The 18,239-nt window shown below is 61.6% G+C and carries 18 protein-coding genes; 12 read left to right on the top strand and 6 right to left on the bottom strand.

Going from position 1 to position 18,239, the window contains the following annotated elements; all coding sequences use genetic code 11:
• Positions 1-116: 116 nt before the first annotated feature.
• On the top strand, positions 117-752 hold the full coding sequence (locus tag MacB4_RS06085; protein ID WP_206863005.1) for a hypothetical protein: 636 nt from the start codon (positions 117-119) through the stop codon (positions 750-752).
• A 10-nt stretch (positions 753-762) separates the two neighbouring features.
• Here the strand turns inward: MacB4_RS06085 and MacB4_RS06080 are convergent, their stop codons facing one another.
• Complete coding sequence (locus MacB4_RS06080; protein WP_206863004.1) at positions 763-1,416, bottom strand: hypothetical protein; 654 nt, start codon at positions 1,414-1,416, stop codon at positions 763-765.
• A 114-nt stretch (positions 1,417-1,530) separates the two neighbouring features.
• Between MacB4_RS06080 and MacB4_RS06075 the strand changes: the two genes are divergently transcribed.
• From MacB4_RS06075 to MacB4_RS06055, 5 genes are all read left to right on the top strand, one after another.
• On the top strand, positions 1,531-2,766 hold the full coding sequence (locus MacB4_RS06075; protein WP_206863003.1) for a 4-hydroxy-3-methylbut-2-enyl diphosphate reductase: 1,236 nt from the start codon (positions 1,531-1,533) through the stop codon (positions 2,764-2,766).
• A 48-nt stretch (positions 2,767-2,814) separates the two neighbouring features.
• Entirely contained in the window at positions 2,815-4,230 is a 1,416-nt protein-coding gene (locus MacB4_RS06070) for a leucyl aminopeptidase (protein WP_206863002.1), read from the top strand.
• Complete coding sequence (locus tag MacB4_RS06065) at positions 4,227-5,627, top strand: hypothetical protein (RefSeq protein ID WP_206863001.1); 1,401 nt, start codon at positions 4,227-4,229, stop codon at positions 5,625-5,627. The genes MacB4_RS06070 and MacB4_RS06065 overlap by 4 nt, the downstream gene beginning before the upstream one ends.
• Positions 5,628-5,856: 229 nt before the next feature.
• A complete protein-coding gene (locus MacB4_RS06060) occupies positions 5,857-6,687 on the top strand; it encodes an ATPase (RefSeq protein ID WP_206862999.1) in 831 nt (276 codons plus the stop codon).
• Positions 6,684-7,346, top strand: coding sequence for a hypothetical protein (locus MacB4_RS06055; RefSeq protein WP_206862998.1), 663 nt, complete (start codon positions 6,684-6,686; stop codon positions 7,344-7,346). The genes MacB4_RS06060 and MacB4_RS06055 overlap by 4 nt, the downstream gene beginning before the upstream one ends.
• 73 nt (positions 7,347-7,419) lie before the next feature.
• On the opposite strand, the gene MacB4_RS06050 is transcribed toward MacB4_RS06055, so the two are convergent.
• The 3 genes from MacB4_RS06050 to MacB4_RS06040 all read right to left on the bottom strand — a co-directional run bounded on the left by MacB4_RS06050 (position 7,420) and on the right by MacB4_RS06040 (position 9,456).
• Positions 7,420-7,884 carry an Rrf2 family transcriptional regulator gene (locus MacB4_RS06050; RefSeq protein WP_206862997.1) on the bottom strand — a complete coding sequence of 155 codons (465 nt, stop codon included), beginning with the start codon at positions 7,882-7,884 and terminating at the stop codon, positions 7,420-7,422.
• 64 nt (positions 7,885-7,948) lie between these two features.
• Positions 7,949-8,746, bottom strand: coding sequence for a hypothetical protein (locus MacB4_RS06045; RefSeq protein ID WP_206862996.1), 798 nt, complete (start codon positions 8,744-8,746; stop codon positions 7,949-7,951).
• On the bottom strand, positions 8,743-9,456 hold the full coding sequence (locus MacB4_RS06040) for a YggS family pyridoxal phosphate-dependent enzyme (RefSeq protein ID WP_206862995.1): 714 nt from the start codon (positions 9,454-9,456) through the stop codon (positions 8,743-8,745). Before MacB4_RS06040 ends, MacB4_RS06045 begins: the two co-directional genes overlap by 4 nt.
• A gap of 39 nt (positions 9,457-9,495) precedes the next feature.
• On the opposite strand from MacB4_RS06040, the gene MacB4_RS06035 reads away from it, so the two are divergent.
• The gene (locus tag MacB4_RS06035; RefSeq protein ID WP_206862994.1) at positions 9,496-10,425 is read left to right on the top strand and encodes a LysR family transcriptional regulator; all 930 of its coding nucleotides are present in this window, start codon (positions 9,496-9,498) and stop codon (positions 10,423-10,425) included.
• Between the two features lie 137 nt (positions 10,426-10,562).
• Entirely contained in the window at positions 10,563-11,543 is a 981-nt protein-coding gene (locus tag MacB4_RS06030) for a dihydroorotate dehydrogenase-like protein (protein ID WP_206862993.1), read from the top strand.
• 11 nt (positions 11,544-11,554) lie between these two features.
• Here the strand turns inward: MacB4_RS06030 and speA are convergent, their stop codons facing one another.
• Complete coding sequence (gene speA, locus MacB4_RS06025) at positions 11,555-13,525, bottom strand: biosynthetic arginine decarboxylase (protein ID WP_206862992.1); 1,971 nt, start codon at positions 13,523-13,525, stop codon at positions 11,555-11,557.
• A gap of 125 nt (positions 13,526-13,650) precedes the next feature.
• Here speA and MacB4_RS06020 point away from each other — a divergent pair, with 125 nt between their 5' ends.
• Positions 13,651-14,145, top strand: coding sequence for a bifunctional nuclease family protein (locus MacB4_RS06020; protein WP_206862991.1), 495 nt, complete (start codon positions 13,651-13,653; stop codon positions 14,143-14,145).
• A 10-nt stretch (positions 14,146-14,155) separates the two neighbouring features.
• Here the strand turns inward: MacB4_RS06020 and MacB4_RS06015 are convergent, their stop codons facing one another.
• On the bottom strand, positions 14,156-15,052 hold the full coding sequence (locus MacB4_RS06015) for a TerC family protein (RefSeq protein WP_206862989.1): 897 nt from the start codon (positions 15,050-15,052) through the stop codon (positions 14,156-14,158).
• A 93-nt stretch (positions 15,053-15,145) separates the two neighbouring features.
• On the opposite strand from MacB4_RS06015, the gene panC reads away from it, so the two are divergent.
• The 3 genes from panC (at position 15,146) to MacB4_RS06000 (ending at position 18,231) form a co-directional block, all read left to right on the top strand.
• Complete coding sequence (panC, locus tag MacB4_RS06010; protein WP_242529134.1) at positions 15,146-15,913, top strand: pantoate--beta-alanine ligase; 768 nt, start codon at positions 15,146-15,148, stop codon at positions 15,911-15,913.
• Positions 15,901-16,950 (top strand): N-acetylmuramoyl-L-alanine amidase, encoded by a 1,050-nt coding sequence (locus MacB4_RS06005; RefSeq protein WP_206862986.1) that lies wholly within the window; start codon positions 15,901-15,903, stop codon positions 16,948-16,950. Before panC ends, MacB4_RS06005 begins: the two co-directional genes overlap by 13 nt.
• Before the next feature lie 81 nt (positions 16,951-17,031).
• Entirely contained in the window at positions 17,032-18,231 is a 1,200-nt protein-coding gene (locus tag MacB4_RS06000) for a PAS domain-containing sensor histidine kinase (protein ID WP_206862985.1), read from the top strand.
• Positions 18,232-18,239: the final 8 nt, after the last annotated feature.

Here is an 18,239-nt window from a genome sequence, read left to right as displayed (position 1 = left end):
CGGAAAGGCTTTCTCGTCGTTCCGCTCTCAGAGGAGGGTCTGGAGACCCACAAAAACGTCGCAGCGCCACTGCCCATTCCAGGAATCGCATTGGCCGGGCTCCCGCGAAACGAGACGTGAACGAACTCCGCGATTTTTTGGAGACCCTCAAGCAGCCGGAGTACGTCCATGTCCTTCTTCATCCGATCCCGGTCTACGGTCTGGCGACGGCGCTGACCGCCTACCTTGCCGGTCTCGCGTTCAAGAGCCGAGCCACGCAAGTCGTTGCCCTCTCGCTCGTCATCCTCACCTCGGCCTCCGGATGGCTCGTGCAGCATTACGGGCACGAAGGGGAGGACCGGGTGGAAACCATGATCACGCAGAAGCAGAAAGCTTGGCTTGCGGTTCACGAAGAACGAGGCGAAAGAACGGCATGGATGCTCTACGGAACCGCGGCCATCGCGACTCTCTCCTTGGTCTCTTCCGCCCTCTTCCCCAAGGGCTTGAGCTTTCTCTCCTCCGCGACCGTGCTGGCCGGCCTCGCCTCCTTGCTTTTGGGGATCTGGACGAGTCATGCGGGAGGTCAGATCCGCCACAAGGAGTTTTATCAGGGCCCTCCTCCGGAGCCCGAAAAGAAGGCTCACGCTGCGAAGATCTCCCCGCAGCCTACCCCTGAGGCGGCTGCGCCCGTTCGCGAGAGTCCCCCGCCTCCGCTCGAGCCGGAGCTGCCGCAGCAGGAGGACTCTCCGTCCGGGGAGAAGCCTCCGCAATGAGGCTCAAGGATTAGGCGGCAACCAGGAGACCAGAGACGATCCGGTAAGCCCCGGCGGCCGCCGTTTCGATCAGCGCGCTGGGTGCGGCGGTGAAGCAGAAGGCGATGCCTTCTTCCAGATTGATGCGGATCAGGCGTTCGAGCAGGGACTGCCGGGGCAGCGGAGGGAATGCATCCAGGGGGCGCCGCAAAAGAAGAAGCCGCGGGCGCAGCGCCAGGGCGCGGGCAAGCACGAGCCATCGCCGCTCGACCGGCGAGAGCAGATCGGCCGGGACGGGAAGGCGCTCTTGCAGGGGGAGAAAGCGGAAGAGCCAGGTGGGAAGAGCCCCCCCTGTGGAGCGGAGAAGATTGGCTTCGACCGAGCTTGCCCCGTCAACTCCTGCCTCGACGCCCAGGGAAAGCCCGTGGGCCGCCGCCCAACCGGGATCGGCTTGCGCGAGCTCCTCTCCCAGGTAAAGCACGCGGCCGACTTCGGCTCGGCGCTCTCCCACAAGCGTCTGCCACAGGGCTTGCTCCAGAATCGGCGGGAGATCCCGTACGCCCGCAAGAATCACGACGAAGCCGGCGGAAGGGACGACAAGCCTCGGGATGCGTAGCGGAGGGAGGGGCGGAAGGGAGAGGACGAGGTTTTCGGCCAGGAGCAGCGGGGTGCCCTCCGTGTTCATTCTCGAGGGCGCAAGAGGCGTTGCCATGCGTTCGGCCTGCTCTGGGCTTCGGGAGTTCCCTCCGGAAAAACGCTTTTGACGCCGACCAGTTCCCCACGCAAGATCATTCCCGTTATGAGCAAGACCGCCCCCCTGCCGGGAAAAGTGAATCTGCGAACCCCGGAAGTCATGAGCCTCGTTCAAGCGGAGGTGGAGAAGCACTATCGGAGTCCTCTGGTCGAGTATCTCCAGGGAACGGGAGGATGCCTGTCTGCTGCGGGCCTCACGGTACGGCTGGCCAAGGCATTTGGTTTTTGCTACGGGGTCGAGCGGGCGATCGATTTGGCCTATGCCACCACCAAGGTGTTCCAGGACCGGCGCATCTTTCTCCTGGGCGAAATCATCCATAACCCCGAGGTGAACGACCAGTTGACCGCCCTGGGAATCCAACGACTGCAGGAGCACGGTGGAGAATCGGATCTTGACGATCTCGATGGTTCAGACGTGGTGATCGTGCCGGCGTTTGGGGCCCAGGTGAAAACGATGGCGCGCATCGCCCAGATCGGCTGTCAGATCGTCGATACCACCTGCGGAGACGTGATGACGGTCTGGAAGCGGGTTCGGCAGTATCGGCGGGAGGGAGTGACCTCGATCATTCACGGAAAGGCCTGGCATGAGGAAACCAAGGCCACCGCTTCCCGTGCTGTCGGGGAGGATGGCAGCGGCCACTATCTGGTCGTGTACGACCTGGCCGAGACCGATCTGGTCTGCGAGTATATCCGCAGAGGCGGAAACAAGGAGGAGTTCCTGCGGAAGTTTCAAGGAGCCATCTCTCCCGACTTTGATCCGGATGTCCACTTGCAGTATGTCGGAGTTGCCAATCAGACGACGATGATGCGGGGGGAGACTGAGGAGGTGCAGCGGCGAATCCGTCAGGCGATCATCGACCGGTATGGATCGGAGAAGCTCTTCGAGCACTTCCGCTACTTCGATACCATTTGCGGCGCGACTCAGGAGCGGCAAGACGCCCTGCGCGAGATGCTCGACCACCGAAAGCTCGATCTCCTGATCGTGGTCGGAGGCTACAACAGCAGCAATACCAGTCACTTGGCGGAGATGGGGGAGAGCCGGCTCCCGACCTATTTCCTCAAGAATGCGGAAAAGATCATTTCCACGTCCCAAATTCTTCATTGGGATTTGCACAAGGGATGCGAGGTGCTCACCGAGCCCTGGCTTCCCGACGGAGAGGTCGAGATCGGGATCACGGCCGGCGCTTCTTGTCCCAACAACCTGATCGAAGAAACGATCCAGCGCCTTTATGAATTGCGCGAAGTCGACGTGGCGGCGATTCTTCCGGTTCACGGCGGCTGAGCGCGGCTCGGACATCGCCGTCAGGAAAACCAGGGGGAGTGAATGGGCATGGTGGTGACAGTCGAGGATCTGCCGCAGGCGGGGGATCGCGTCGTCTTCGCCCGCAAGGGCGAGTTCGCCAAGGAAGGGGTGCTCCGAGAGGAGTTCGATGGCGGGAAGCTTGCCACCCTGATATGGCGGGAGGGGCGGGGGCGTATCGTTTACGTAGGCCTGGGGGAGGGTCCCGTTACGGGCGATCTTCTGCGCAAGGCCGCAGGGACAGGAGTCAAGCTGCTTCGCAGGCTGGGCGCAGAAGAAGTCTATATTGATTGCACCGCCTTTCCCGAACGAGCTGACTTTGCTGTGGAAGGAGCCTTGCTGGCCTCGTATCGGTTTGAAGATTTTCGGATGCCCGAGGCTCGAAAAGGGGGTCCGCTGCGGGCACTGGGCGTAGCCGTTGGCAAAGGGGGTCCCGGGAAGGTCCGCGCGGAGGTCGAGCGTGCCACGACCTTGGCCGAGGCCGTCAACTACGTCCGCCAGCTTGGGAATCAACCAGCCAACGTCGTCACCCCCGCGGTCCTGGCGGAGAAGGCGCGGGAGCTCGCCACCGAAAGTCGTCTCTCCTGCCAGGTCTTGGGTCCGAAGGAGCTGGAAGAGGCCGGATTCGGGGGAATCCTCGCGGTCGGGAAGGGATCGGACAACCCGCCCCGGTTGATTGTCCTGGAGCATCGGCCGACGGCTGCCCCGCCGATTGTCGTCGTAGGGAAGGCGGTAACCTTCGATTCGGGCGGGATCTCGATCAAGCCTGGCGAGCACATGGACGAGATGAAGTTCGACAAGATGGGGGGCTGCGCCGTCCTGGGCGTCATGCGAGCGGCAAGCCGGCTTGGATTGCCCGTGCCGCTGGTCGGAGTCGTGGCCAGTGCCGAGAACATGCCGAGCGCGCGCGCCTATCGCCCGGGGGACCTGATCCGCAGCTACGGAGGGAAGACGATCGAGGTGCTCAACACCGATGCCGAAGGGCGCATCCTGCTTGCGGACGCGGTCGGTTACGCTGTGGAGCGCTTCGCTCCGCGCCTGCTCTTCGACCTCGCCACGCTCACGGGCGCCTGTATCGTGGCTTTGGGTCGGTATCGGGCGGGGCTCTTTTCTCCGGACTCTGGTCTTCGGGATCGGCTCTGGCAGCTCGGAGAAGAGGCGGGAGAGCCGGTGTGGCCTCTGCCGCTGGGGGAAGAGTTCGCGGAGGCCATTCAGAGCGACGTGGCGCTGGTGAAGAACGTCTCCGGCGCCCGGGAAGGAGGAGGATCGGTCGGTGCCGCGTTTATCCAGCATTGGGTGGGAGCCACTCCCTGGGTTCACCTCGACATTGCGGGGCCGGCTTGGGTCAGTCGCGAGCTTCCCTACCTCGAGAAGGGCGTGACGGGCTTTGGCGTGCGCCTCCTGATCCGGTATCTGCTTTCCCTGGCGAATCAAGAGCCCCAGTGACAAGCCGTTGCTCCTTCCGTCCCAAGCTTTCTCTCGGGTTGCTTCTGGTCGCGATCGGCTTCCTTCTCCTCGGCGCGAAGGCGCGGCCGGCGCCCGCGGACGGGTCGGATGTGCGCAGCTGGACGATCGGTCCCGGAAGAATCCAGAGAGCATACGATGCCCTGCCGCGCGGCGACGGCGGCCTCTGGCTCCTTGCGTCGACGCTGCCGAAGGAGGGTCGAAGGAACTCCGCCGAGCTCAGCCGCTGGGCTTCCGGAGGACGCCGGCTCTGGGGGAGGACAATCGTCGAAGCCGTCCCGTTCGACATCCGGTTTCACCTTGTTTCCGAGCCGGGGGGGGAGGTCGTGGTGGCCGGACAGTCGGGCGGCGCTTTGCGGATCTGGCGGTTTTCGGATAAGGGAGACCTGCTTTGGGGGCAGCAGCTGGCCGCAGATCCGGTCAATCCCAACGAAGTGGTAACCTTCGATGGGAAGGGAGGACTTTATGTCGCCTTGCGCCAGCCTCCTTCCGGTAAAGGAGGCTTTGATCACCCAGAGATTGCCGAAGGGGAGACACGAATCTTTCATTATTCGGAGAAAGGAGTCCTCCTGCAGAGCTATGCGCTGCACGCCGTTCCGGAGGTGAGGCAGCCCGGTGCAGGGTGGCTCGCAACGGGCTCCCTAGGGATTCAAAATCCTGTGGCCCTGACCGTAATCCCCACCGGAGGGATCGCCGTCGTCGGTTATTTTGCCGGGATGTCGGGAGACCCACCCAGCCCTCTGCGGGGAGTCACCGAGCAGAAGCTCGACTACGGGTGGCTTTCTTCGGGTGGCCGGGGGATCCCACAGGTCAAGATCTTCGTCGATCGCTGGGACGAATCCGGGCGCAGGCTCTGGTCCCATCTCTTTGGCAGGATGTGGAACAATCTTGCGTTTGCTGTAGCGGGTTCGGAAAAAGGGGCCGTTGCCATCGCGGGGAGCAGCGTCTGGGGGGCTTGTCCCGAAGACCGCTCGTTGCGGCCAAGCGGGCTTCGGCTCTTCGTCGCCGAATACGGTGGTGAACCGGCTTCCCTCCGCTGGTGCCAGGAAATCGAAAGGAATCTTTCCATCGGACCGATGGCGCTCGGCTACGGAGAGGATGGGAGCCTCTGGCTCTTGGGAGAAGCCAAGGGGCCGCTGGTCTCGAGCGATCCCTTGGCTCAAGGAGGGAGGGTCTACTTGGCAAGGTTGGATTCCGCCGGACATCTCCAATGGAGGCGCCAGGTCGGGGATGGAACGAGCCGACCCTTTCCGCACATCGCCTTCGGTCCGGAAAATTGCCCCACCGTGGCGTGGGCGACAGCGGCGTTGGGAAGCCGGCACCGATCGCAGGAGGGAGAGATCATTTCCGTGGGGCAGCCTCTCCAGGGCAGGCCGTAGTGTCGCCGAGCAAGACCGGCACCTCGAGACGCGATTACCCCAGCCGCCCTGTGGCGGGGAACCGCTTCCCTTCACTCCGAGCAAGCTGCCGAAAAATCCGATTGACGACGATCGTTCCTCATTTCAGGATCCGGTTCTCCCGATCAGGGGGAAAATTAATTTGAGCGATGGCGTGATGCGGATCGGCTCGACCTTCCCATCCGTTTCTTTCTGGAGAATCAGCTAACCCATGATCAAGCATCGAGTGACCGTTCCGATTCAGAGCAAGGGCAATGTGGGCAAATCCTTGGAGGCGATTGCGCGTCTGGGGTGGATGTCAGCGCGAGGACTATCGTGGCGGGCATTTGATCTCGATTCGGACAATCGAACCTTATCGAAGGCCGTGCCGGGTGTTCAGTTGATCGAACTCTCCGAGGAGCCAGAGACCGATCTGATCCGCCTTTTTCGCGGGATCCCGGAGACGCCCCTTACCCTGATCGATCCGCGAGCGCATCTCTCTCGCGTTCTGCTGCGCTCCTTGGAAGCCGTGCGCTTTTTCCAATACACCGGCAGAGAGCCGGATACCCGGGTCACCATCCTCTTTTATCCAATGGATGATCTCGCGGTGATGGACGAGATCGCGGAAGTGGTGGAGCGAGTGGGTAGTCAGGCGGACTATGCAATCGTACGGAATCGCGCTCGAATTCCCCGCATTCGCATGTTCGAGGGTAGCGATCTTGAGAAGGAGCTGCTTTCGTTGGGTGCGGTAACTCTCGAGCTGCCAGCACTGCTTGCTGACACCAAGGATGCACTGGCCGCCCTGGAGATCGGATTACAGCGGGTGATCACTCCGGTGCAGGCCGTTGTCGATCCAGAGGTGAAGCTCGATCTGATCCATCGAATCATTCTGGAAGATTGGCTGCGGCTGCTTTTCGGCCGGTATGATCGTGCCGCCCTTTCTCTTTTAGCTGGCGAAGAGGCGGAAAAGATCGAGCGGACTGCACCCTCATCACCCGATCACGAGCAGGAACGACCGGGAGCTCGGCGAGGAGGGAAGGTGAATCTGCAAAATCTTCTATGAATGACCCGGAGGCGGAGGAACCTGCAGATCCGCGGCGGTATTGGAAGGCTGCGATCGCCCATCTCCCGCCGGAAAAGAGGGAAGCTGCCTGGGAGTGGTACCAAAGCCGGTCCGAGCCCGCTCATTCTTTCGACAGCCTCAGTGGGTTGTTGCTTCTCCTCGAAGCCAATGCCGCCTATCTGGAGCGCGTGCCGCGTGCGGTACAGGAGCTTCTGGAACGCACCTCGAGCCATGCTGCTGGCGCGGCCTCCAGCCAGGACGATTTGCAGCAGTTCCTGGGATATCTGCACCACTACACGACTCAACTGCAGGATCTCCTGAGTTCCTCGCCTCAGCGGTGGCAAGAGCGGTTGCAGCAGGAGACCTCGCAGCTCTCCTCCCTTCTTGCGCAGGTCAGCGAGCAGATGCACCACTACACCGGCCAGCTGCAGGATCTTCTGGGTTCCTCGTCCCAGCAGTGGCAAGAGCGATTACAGCAGGAGACCTCGCAACTGACCGGGCTGGTTTCACAGATCACGGAGCAGAGTCGGACCCTGCAGAAGCGCCTTACCGGCCTTCGCCTTTGGGCCGTGGGCTTGCTGCTAGCGATCGGCTTCTTTGCCGGATGCTCCGCGATCCTGCTCTTGCGTCTCCTGATGCCGAAGTTCTTTGGCGTCTGATCGCAAGCGTATACGGGCGTGAAAGGGCGGCTCGATGAGCCGATGGATGGATGCACGGAAGGGCGCAGCCAGCTCAGATATCGAAGCTGAGCGCGCGCCGGGTCGCCAGCCGGAGCTCTTCCTCCTTCCGGACCAAGTCGGAAAGAGTGGTCCGATCGACCACATCACAGATCTTTTCGCGCACTTCCTTCATGACGGCCCGGATCGTGCAGAGCTCTTCGTCAGGACAATCCTCGCAGGCCGCGTAGGCGCTCCTGCTGATGCAGCGGACGGGAGCGATCGGCCCGTCCATGAGCCGGATGATCTGGCCGACGAGGACCTTGTCCGGCGCTTCGGCGAGCTGATAGCCCCCCCCTTTTCCCCGGCGGCTTTCCAGGACGCCTTTGTTCTTGAGCTCGAGCAGGATCGCTTCCAGGAACTTCTTGGGGATTCGTTCCTTTTCCGCGATCTCCCCGATGAGAATGCTGCCCTTTCCTCGGGCTCGCGCCAGGTAGACCAGCGCGCGCAAGGCATATTTGCTTCTTCGGGTAAGGACCATTTCTCCGGACCGATGATCGGCGGAATATACAAAATCCGGTCGGCCCGGGGGGAGAGAAAAGCGGTTAAGGGAGGAATCCTTCGATTTCCTCGAGGCTCTCGCGCGCGTAGTCCTTAGGAGCCGTGAAGGATTCGGCCGGCGGGTCGGTCCACTGCTGAGCGAGCAGCCGCAGCCTCCCCTCTTCCCCGCCCGCTTTCCGCCAGGACATTTCCAAGGGCATGCCGCTCTCCGCCGGGAGAGAAAGCCAGATCGCCAGAGAGGATTCGGGCCAGGCCTCCCGCCCGAGGAGAAAGTGGAAAACCTGGCAGAGGGTCTTCATCTGCTGCACGGTGGAGAGCCAAAAGGCCTGACGTTCTTTTCCCCAGGGAGTGGCAAGAACTTCCGCCTCCTCGGCTTCGTCGGAGCGCCCCTTCCAGCGGTCTTCCTGGCCCGCATTCCGCACCCAGGAGAAGCGAGCTAAGTCGTGAAAGACGCTCGCCCGGGGCGAAGGGGATGGGGCGGACGGGGAGAACGGGACAAGAGTCGGATCTTCCGGAAAGGGATCGGAACGCAGGCGCCACCGGTTTTCCCGGCTGGCTGTGGCATGGGCATGGATCGTCGGCCAGTCAAATGACCAGAAGTGGGCGTCCAGATGCTCCAACCCCAGGAAAGATTGGAGCTCCACATTGTAGATCAAGGAAAAGAGATTGGCCGCCTGATCGATGCGGATATAGGGTCCCCGCCGGAGGAGCGACAGGCGTTCTTCCTTGCGGTTGGTTTTCCAGAGAAAGTCCATACGGAAGCCCTCCGCCGCGGCCAATTCTCCTCCGGTCCAGAGGAGGAAGAAGAGGAGAGAGCAAGACCAGAATCGTCGGAGGGTCATCGATCGGCGTGCGCTTGTCTTGGGCCGAGGAGGGCCGTGCCGATACGGATCATCGTGCTCCCCTCCTCGATCGCAATCATGAAGTCGTGGCTCATCCCCATCGAGAGGACCGGAAGAGCGAGCCCGGTTTCCTTTTCCACCCGATCCCGCAGCGTCCGCAAGCCCGCAAAAATGGGCCGCGATGCTTCGGGGTCTTCGGTAAACGGTGCGATCGTGAAGAATCCGTGCAATTCGAGCCCGGAGAGAGCATTGACTTCGCGCGCGAGCGCTTGCGCTGCGTCCGAAGGGGCCCCGAATTTGCTCCGTTCTCCGGAAATATTCACTTGAATCAATACCGAGATTCTGCGTCCCAGGATCGCTGCCCCTCGGGAAAGGGCTTGCGCCAACTCCAGCGAATCGAGCGACTGCACCCAGTCGAAGAGATGCGCGGCCGTATTCGCCTTATTCTTCTGTAGATGGCCGATGAAATGCCAAGTCCCCTTCGATCCCAGAACCTCGCGCTTGGCGGCCGCCTCCTGAACCCGGTTTTCGCCGACATCTTGGATTCCGAGAGCAAAGAGCGCGGCCAGGACTTCCGGCGGATGGGATTTGGTGGCAGCGATCAGACGGATCGCGCCGGGCAGCCGGCCGGACTTCCCTGCGGCAATTTCGATTCGCTGCTGGAGCAGGCTCAGCCGGTCTGGCAGCGTTGCTGCCTCGAAGAGGTCCATGAAATTGACAGTTTATTAGGTTTGTTTAAGACTCACGCAATGCAATTGGAGACCTTAAAGGTCTTTCGTGATCTTGTCGATTCGCGCAGCTTTAGCAAAGCTGCGCAATCCAATTCGATTTCCCAATCGGCTGTCAGCCAGCAGATTCGCGGGCTCGAAGAGCGCTTTCGGCTGCCGCTGTTGGAACGGGGTGCGGGACGGCGCATCGGCCTGACCCCGGAAGGGGCCCTGGTTTACCAGGCGGCCAAGGAAATCGTCGCCCTCTACCAGGCTCTGCAAAATCGCATTGCGGAGGTGAGGAACACGATTGCCGGAACGATTCGGGTCTCCACGATTTACAGCGTCGGGCTCTATGAACTGCCGCCTTATCTGAAAAAGTTTCTTCGCGAATATCCCGAAGTGAACGTGCGCGTGGAATACCGCCATTCGCGGCAGGTCTACGAAGATGTGGCCGATGGAACCTGCGATGTGGGGATCGTTGCGTTTCCTGCTGTTCGCAAAGGCATGAAGGCCGTATCCTTTCGCAAGGATCGCCTCATTTTCATCTGTCACCCGCAGCATCTGCTGGCCAAGCGGAAGGAAGTGGGGTTGGAGGAGGTAGCCCGGCAGGGCTTCGTGGGCTTTACCTCGGACATGCCGACGCGTAAGGGGATCGATCAGCTCTTTCGGGATCGCAAGCTGGAAATTCGGCCCGTGATGGAGTTCGACAACATCGAGACGGTAAAGCGCGCGGTCGAGATCGACATCGGGGTTTCCATTGTTCCCGCGGCCACCGTGGCGCAGGAGTTGCTCAACGGATCGCTTGCGGCGGTGGAAATTACGGGTGAGCCGTGCTACCGGCCGATCGCCCTGCTTTGTAAGGCGGGCAGAGTTCTTTCGCCCGCTGTCAAGCGTTTTCTCGAGGCTCTCCAGGAGGAACGGACCGACGGGGTAGCTGACGCCGACACGCCGCAAGCGGTAGGCGAATAGGGCTTGCCGACCGCAGCGATTGGCATCGAAGACCCTCCTTCTGCCCGGGAGCCTGGGGAACGGGCGGCCTCTTTCCCAGGAGAGCCCGCTTGCCTTCGGATAAAAAAGGAGCAAAGAAGAGAGAAAGCGGAGGACTCATGTCGAATTTGCAGACGCGCTATCTTGGCTTATCGCTCCGCTCCCCACTGGTTGCCTCCTCTTCCCCCCTGACCGCCTCGCTGGAGAGGATCAAGGAGATGGAGGCGGCGGGCATCGGGGCCGTAGTGCTCCCTTCTCTCTTCGAGGAGCAGCTTCTCAAGGAGGAGATTGCCGAGCACTCGTACGAGGACTATGGCGGCGCGCTGGAGGCGTTCCCCAAGCTGGAAGAGTTCCGGTTCAGCGCGAGAGCCTACCTCGACCACATTCGCATGCTCAAATCGTCGGTGGGGATTCCGGTGATCGCCAGCTTGAACGGAGCGACCCCGGGATGGTGGACCCGCTACGCCAAGGTCCTGGAGGAGGCGGGAGCTGATGCGCTGGAGCTCAACATCTATTCGGTGCCGACCGACCCGGACAAGGCGGGTGCGGATCTGGAAATGGAAACGCTCGACATCGTCCGCCTGGTTCGCGCCCAAATCCGAATTCCCCTGGCTGTGAAGCTGAGCCCGTTCTACACCAACGTTGCACACATGGCGAAGCGCCTCCATGCAGCGGGGGTGAATGGGGCGGTACTGTTCAATCGCTTCTATCAACCCGATATCGACGTCGAGCGGTTGGCTCTGCGGAGTGGCCTCTTGCCCGGTTCCTCCCGGGATACCCGGATCCCGCTTACCTGGATCGGGATCCTCTACGGCCGGGTGGCGATCGATCTGGCGGCGACCGGCGGCATCATGGAGACCGCCGATGCGATCAAGGTCATTCTTGCCGGAGCTCGAGTCGCGATGCTCTGTTCGACGCTCCTGGAGCATGGCGTGGCTTCGGTCGGGAGGCTGCGCGAAGGCATGGCCCAGTGGATGGAACGCCATGGGTACGAGTCGATCGAGCAGTGGCAGGGTCTTTTGAGCCAGAAGAACTGTGCGGATCCGGAAAACTTCGAGCGAGCGCAGTACGTTGCGGCGGTCAGCTCGGGCTCGGCCTGAATAGGCGGCGGTTAGCCCGCCACCAGAGACGGTAGGGGTGGTGCCGGGGTCGGAGCGAGGCTCGCCGGATAGGGAAACTCGAGGTAGGTCGGATGACGAAGCCCGGCCTCGTAAAATTGCAGGAGGCGCATGCCTTCGTTCGGCTTGAGCACGTCGCCCTTGATCGCTGCGTCGATCTGCGATTTGAATGCCCGCTGAAGAGCGTGGGTCTCGTACTGCACCGACGCGAGCGCTTCCGCAATCGAGAGGGCCGGGATCGTCTCCTCGATGTAGAACCCTTGCGGCTCGTCGGCGTCGAGGAAGACATGCGCCTCGTTGACTCTCCCCAACAGATTGTGGAGGTCGCCCATGATATCCTGGTAGGCGCCGATCAGAAAAACACCGACGAGGTAGGGCTTCCCCGTGAAATCATGCAGCGGAAGCGTGCTCTGAACGGCATCGTCCCCATCGATGAACGTCGCGATCTTGCCATCGGAGTCACAAGTGATGTCCGCAAGGATGGCTCGGCGGGTCGGCGGCCGGTGGAGCTCATGGATGGGAACAATGGGAAAGACTTGGCCCAAGCCCCAGTAGTCGATGAGAGACTGGAATACGGAAAAGTTACAAAGAAACTGGTCGCAGAGCGAGTTGCCGAGCTTGCGAATCTCTTCCGGGACCTGCTTGGTGCCTTCGTAAAGAGAGAGCACCTCCTTGCTGATTTCCCAGTAGAGCGTCTCCACGTGCGCCTTCGTGTGGAGATCGAGGAGGCCCAGATCGAACATGGAAAGCGCATCTTCCTTGATCTGGAGGGCGTCGTGGTAATGCTCGAGGCGATTTTTTCGGCTCAAGAGCAGCTTCTTGACCTCGAGGAGCTCTCGAACAAGCTTGTGTGGCTCGGTTTCTTTCGCAGCGGACGGGGTGCGTTCCTTCTCGATCGAACCGAAGGCGTCAACGACGAGAACCGAATGGTGTGCGGCTACCGCACGCCCGCTTTCGGTAATGAGGCAAGGATGGGGGACTTTCTCCTCGTCGCAAATTTCGGCCACGTTGTAGACCACGTCACGCGCATACTCCTGCAGCGTGTAGTTGATGCTCGAGTCGGTCGAGCGGCTCCCGTCATAATCGACCCCCAGGCCTCCTCCGACATCGAGGTAGGCGACCGGGAATCCCAATTGGCGCAGGCGTGCGTAATACCGAGTCGCCTCGCGGACGGCGCGCTTGATGGTGATGATGTCGGGAATTTGCGAGCCGATGTGAAAGTGAACGAGTCGCAGGCAGTGCCCCATCCCGGATTGGCGCAGCCGATCGGCGACGTCGAGCAGCTCCGGGGTGGACAGACCGAACTTGGCCCCTTCGCCGCTGGAGAGTGCCCAGCGTCCCCGGCCTTTGGCCGAGAGGCGGATGCGCACCCCGAGGAATGGATCGACTCCCAACCTCCGGGCGGCATCGATGGCGACCTCGAGCTCCGTGGGCTTTTCCATGACGAGAAAGATCTTCTTGTTGAGCTTGCGCCCGAGGAGTGCTGTCTCGACGAAGAGGCTATCCTTGAACCCGTTGCAGATGATCAGGCTCTCCGGGTCTCGATGGAGTGCCAAGGCGGCGAAAAGCTCCGGTTTGCTCCCGACCTCCAAGCCATGGTGATAAGGAGCCCCCGCGTCGAGCACCTCTTCCACGACTTCCTGTAGCTGGTTGACCTTGATCGGGAAGACGCCGCGAAACCCTTCGCGGTAGCCGGCCTCCTCGATCGCCTCGAGGAATGCCCGGTTGAGGCTTTCGACCCGGTGGCGCAGAAGATCCTGGAAGCGGAGGAGAAGCGGAAATTGAAGCTTGCGCTCCCTAGCCATTTCGACCACTTCGAGCAGATCGAGCTCCGGGCCCTTGTCTTGCAATGGGCGAACGGTCATGTGGCCCGCTTCATTGGCGGAAAAATACCCCGCGCCCCATCTGGGAATCTGATAGGTCTGCAGGGCTTGGGGGATCTTCCAGGGGATTTTGACGCTCATCGGTCACCCTATATAAAAACCGCTCTCCCCTCTTCGCAATCCCGGCGAAAGGGAAATTTTCCCCTTAGGAGGCAAGCTCCTTTGCGCCTGCTTGCGAAGCCACGGGATTATGATACGAAAAAGGTGTGAACAACGATCTCGTTTCCGTCGAGGTGGCGGGAATTCTCCCGACAGGACCGCAGGGGTTCGCCGTCTTTCTGGGCAACGAGGAGAAGGTGTTCGTGATCAACGTAGACAGCTATGTCGGCCGGGCCATCATGATGGCGCTCCGTGGGGAGCGGAACGAGCGACCCCTGACCCACGAGCTGGTAGGATTGATCTTCGAGGGCTTCTCGATCGCCATTGATCGAGTCATAATCAATGACTTGCGAAACAATACCTATTTTGCGCGGCTCCTTCTCCACGCCGAAAGCGAAGTACATAAGAAGATGATCGAGATCGACGCGCGGCCGAGCGACTGCCTTACGCTCGCCTTGCAGGCGAAGCGGCCGATTCTGGTCTCTCGCGAAGTCTGGGACGAGGTGGAGGACATGAGCGAGCTCTTGGAAAAGATGCGGGAGGCTCAGCGCAAGCAGCAGGAGCCGCCTGACGAACCGCTCTTCGGCGGCGAGAGCAAGTAAGGCGCGCATCCTATCGGTCGCGGGAGCCTTTCCGCCCTGCAGAGAGGAGAAAGGCGCACAGGAAGAGAGAAGCAACGAGGGTCAGCGTATGCTTGGTCGGGATCGAGATCCACGGCTTGGCGCAGAGTTCTATTCCCATCAGGGCCAGGATCCAAGGAATCGCCCGGGTCAGCCATGGTAACCGGTCCGTTGCCTGTTGCACCAAGGGATAGAGGGAGCGCAGACCCATTACGGCACAGAGGTTGGCCGGAAATACCACCGTGGGATCGAGCGTAATGGCAAAGGCTGCGGGGACCGAATCCAAGGCGAAGAGCAGATCGGCCAGCTCGATCGACAAAAGCGCGAGCAGTCGAGCAGACGGCCGGACCCTGCCTGCGCGGCGAATCATCCATCGAGGTGCTTCCGGGAGCTCCTGTGGAGGAAGAACGGCGGGCCTCCAGCTTTTGGGGAGGACGGCTTCCGATGATGGCCTTTGGGAGAGGCGGACCGCCGCGACCAGGAGCAGGAGACCGAGGAGGGGAAAGGCCGCCTCATATTTTCCCAGCAGGCTCAAGCCCCCCCAGATCAGCAGGGCACGCAGGAGGACGGCGAGAAGGATGCCCAGGGTGAGCAGCTGAGACTGGGCCGCCCCTCGGATCCCGAAGAGACGGAAGGTTCCATAGAAGGCGAAGAGGTTGTCGATGCTCAGGACATACTCGATCCCGTAGATTGTCGTGAAGTCGATGGCTGCGGAAGGTCCGTGCGCTTTCCAGAGGTACGCGCCGCAGCCCAGCGAGAAGAGCAACCAGAGGAAAGTCAGGAGGAGAGCGCGGCCGAGCGAGACGTCCCCCGAGCTCCTGGACGAGAGTGCGTCGAGCAGGGCGAGCAGGGAGAAGAGGCCGAGGAAGACAAGGAAGAAAGAGCCCATGAGACCCGGGGAGGGCGGCTTCTTTTGGGGCGACGGCGCCTCCGGCTCAAGGAAAAAGTGGTACTATCGGAGGCGAGGATGCCGATGCGGCTCATGGAAGATGCCGAAGAGATGCAGTCGGTCGGACTGCGTCTGCGCAGGGAGGGGGCGTTTCCCGTTCTTGTGCCGACCATGGGGGCACTTCACGCAGGGCACCTCTCCCTGATCGAACGAGCGAAAGAAGAAGGCGCTCCGGTGATTGTCAGCGTCTACGTCAATCCGCTGCAATTCGGAGCGGGAGAGGATCTTGCCGTATATCCACGAACCGGGGAGGCGGACCGGCAGGCCTGCGAAGCTGCAGGGGTGGATATCTTCTTCGCTCCCCGTGATCTCTACGCGGCGGACCATTCGAGCTACGTCACCGAAGAAGCTCTCTCCGCCGGCAGGTGCGGAAGAAGCCGGCCTGGGCACTTTCGAGGAGTGGCCACCGTGGTCGTCAAGCTATTGAATCTGACCCAGGCGGCAACGGCGGTCTTTGGATGGAAAGACGCACAGCAACTTTCCGTGATCCGACGCCTGGTTCGGGATCTTGCATTTCCGGTCCGGATCGTGCCGGTCGAAATCCAGCGGGATCGGGACGGGCTGGCGTGGAGCTCGAGGAACCGGTATCTTTCACCCGAGCAGCGGGAGAGAGCGGCCGCGTTTCCCCGCATCCTTGCGGAGGCGGCCCGCCGCCCGGATGGTTGCGCTTGGGCGTCTGCAGAGCTGAGCCGGGTGCCCGGCTGTCGAGTCGACTACGTCGAAGAAGCGGATGGCCGCTTGTGCGGAGCGATCTGGATCGATAAGATTCGTTTGATCGACAACTTTCCATGCGGAGCCTAACCCAGGCCTTGCTTTTGGCGGGAGCTGCTCTTCTGCCCCTCGGGTCTGCGGGGGCGCAAGGAGCTCCCGGATGGCACCTCGTGCCGATCGGCGCGCGAGAGTACGTGCCGATCGAGGATGTTTGCCGTTTCTACTCGATGTCGGCGGCGGAGCCCGTGATCGGGGAGATCCATCTCTCCGGCAGGATCGGGACGGTAGACGGGAAGCAGGGAAGCCCCTATGTCTTCCTTGACGGCATCCGTCACGCGCTTTCGTTTCCGCTGCTGGAGAGGGATGGGCGATGGTATCTTTCTCGCACCGACCTCTCCTGTCTGTTCGATCCGATTTTTCGTCCCTCACACGTGCCGGTCCGACTCTGGCTTCGCGGGGTGGTGATCGATCCCGGCCATGGTGGGGAGGACAAGGGGGCGAGAAGCCGCAATGGCCGGTACGAGAAGGACTACGCCTTGGACACCGCTCGGCGGCTGGGATCGATTCTCCGTTCCCAAGGCATCCCGACGGTCTTCACCCGAACGAGCGATGTTTTTGTTCCGTTGGAGGAGCGGGTTCGGGTTGCGCAATCCCACCCGGATTATGTTTTTGTGAGCCTCCATTACAACCAGTCGGAGCCGAGCGGCCACGGCGTGGAGACCTATTGCCTGGCGCCACGGGGTGCTCCCTCGAGCAACAATGGGACGTGGGTGCGACGGGTCGACTATCTGCCCCTGCCGGGAAACGACAACGACCTTCTCAATACGCTCTTGGCGCACGAAATTCATCTTGAGCTCGTCCGGCTGCGGCCGGACGACCCGGAAATGGATCGGGGCTTCCGGCGCGCGCGATTCGTCGTGCTCCGGGATAATCCCCTGCCGGGAGTCCTCGTGGAAGGAGGGTTCTTGTCCGACCCGAGTGATTCTTCCTCGATCGATCGTCCGGAGTATCGGCAGCGACTCGCCGAAGCCGTGGCTCGCGGGCTCGGTCGTTTCTTTCAAGAGACTCGCGCGCGAGCCTCGGCTACACCCGAGCTTCCAGGGAACCGGCCAGCCCGGCAGCGGTAGCGGCCGGACGGCCCCCTCCCGCTCGACCTCGACCGGTATCCACTTCTTCGCTACATTCCCCTCGAGCGAGGGGGAGGGGACATGGCGCTGAGCATGAGCTTGCGGAATTCGTTTTTGAACAAGCTCCTGGGCCGGATCGAACGACTCGGCCCGTCGGAGATCCAGAACTATCTTCAGCGCCTGGCCCAGGAAAAGGGCTTTCTCGAGACGGTCTTCAACGCGCTTCAGGAGGGAATCCTGGTCGTGGACGTCCGTGGGAAGGTCTTGTACGGAAACCAGAGCGCAGAGCGGCTCCTGGGCATCGATTGGGAGAGAGCCATCGGAAAATCGATCGGTCGCTATCTGCCCGACGTCGACTGGCCCTCCCTCTTCGCCTCCGGGCAAGTCATCAGTCGGGACTTGCAGATCACCTATCCGGAGGTGAGGTATCTCAACTGTTCAGCGGTCCCTCTCGAAAAAGGGCCGGAAGGAACGGAAGCTTTCGTCGTGATCGTCTATGATATGACCGCCAACCGAGAGAAGACCTTGGAGATGATCGAGTCCGAGAAGCTTAATGCGCTTACCCTGCTCGCCGCCGGAGTCGCCCACGAGCTCGGGAATCCCCTCAACTCCCTGCAGATTCACACAGAGCTGCTCCAGAGGGAGCTTATCCGGAAGAAGACGAGAACGGCGGTTTCCGAATCGCTCGCCGCGATCCGGTCGGAGCTGCAGCGGCTCGACGTGATCGTCAATCAGTTCCTCCGGGCGATCCGCCCCGCTCCGCCCGATCTTTCGTGGACCGTGTTGAACGAGATCGTACGCGACGCGGTCCTCTTCCTCACTCCGCAGATGGAAAACCGGGATGTCCTGGTCGAGATGGAGCTGGCCAAGGATATGCCCCTGGTTCGGGCCGATCGGGACCAGCTCAGGCAGGCATTCTTCAACGTGATGAAGAATTCGCTTGAGGCGATGGATCGTGGCGGCATCCTGCAGGTGCGCACGGAGCTCTCTGACAGCCATTTCCTGATCAGCTTCCAAGACAATGGCTCGGGGATGTCGGTGGCGGAGATGGGGCGCGCGTTCGAGCCCTACTTTACGACGAAGCAGTCGGGTACGGGGCTCGGGCTCTTGGTTGTGCGCCGCATCGTGCGGGAGCACGGCGGGGAGATCCAGCTGGAAAGCCGGGAGGGGAAAGGGACGACCGTGCGGATCCTGCTGCCGCGCAGCGAGCGGCGTGTCCGCCTTTTGCCGATGGGACCCGATCCGGCGGATTCCTGCGAGAAAAGCGGGGAGCGCGCCTGACCAACGCG

It is taken from the genome of Methylacidimicrobium sp. B4 (genome assembly GCF_017310545.1).
Taxonomy (GTDB): Bacteria; Verrucomicrobiota; Verrucomicrobiia; order Methylacidiphilales; family Methylacidiphilaceae; genus Methylacidimicrobium.
Note: the sequence above shows the minus strand (reverse complement) of the source record. Positions and strands in the feature narration are given on the sequence as shown.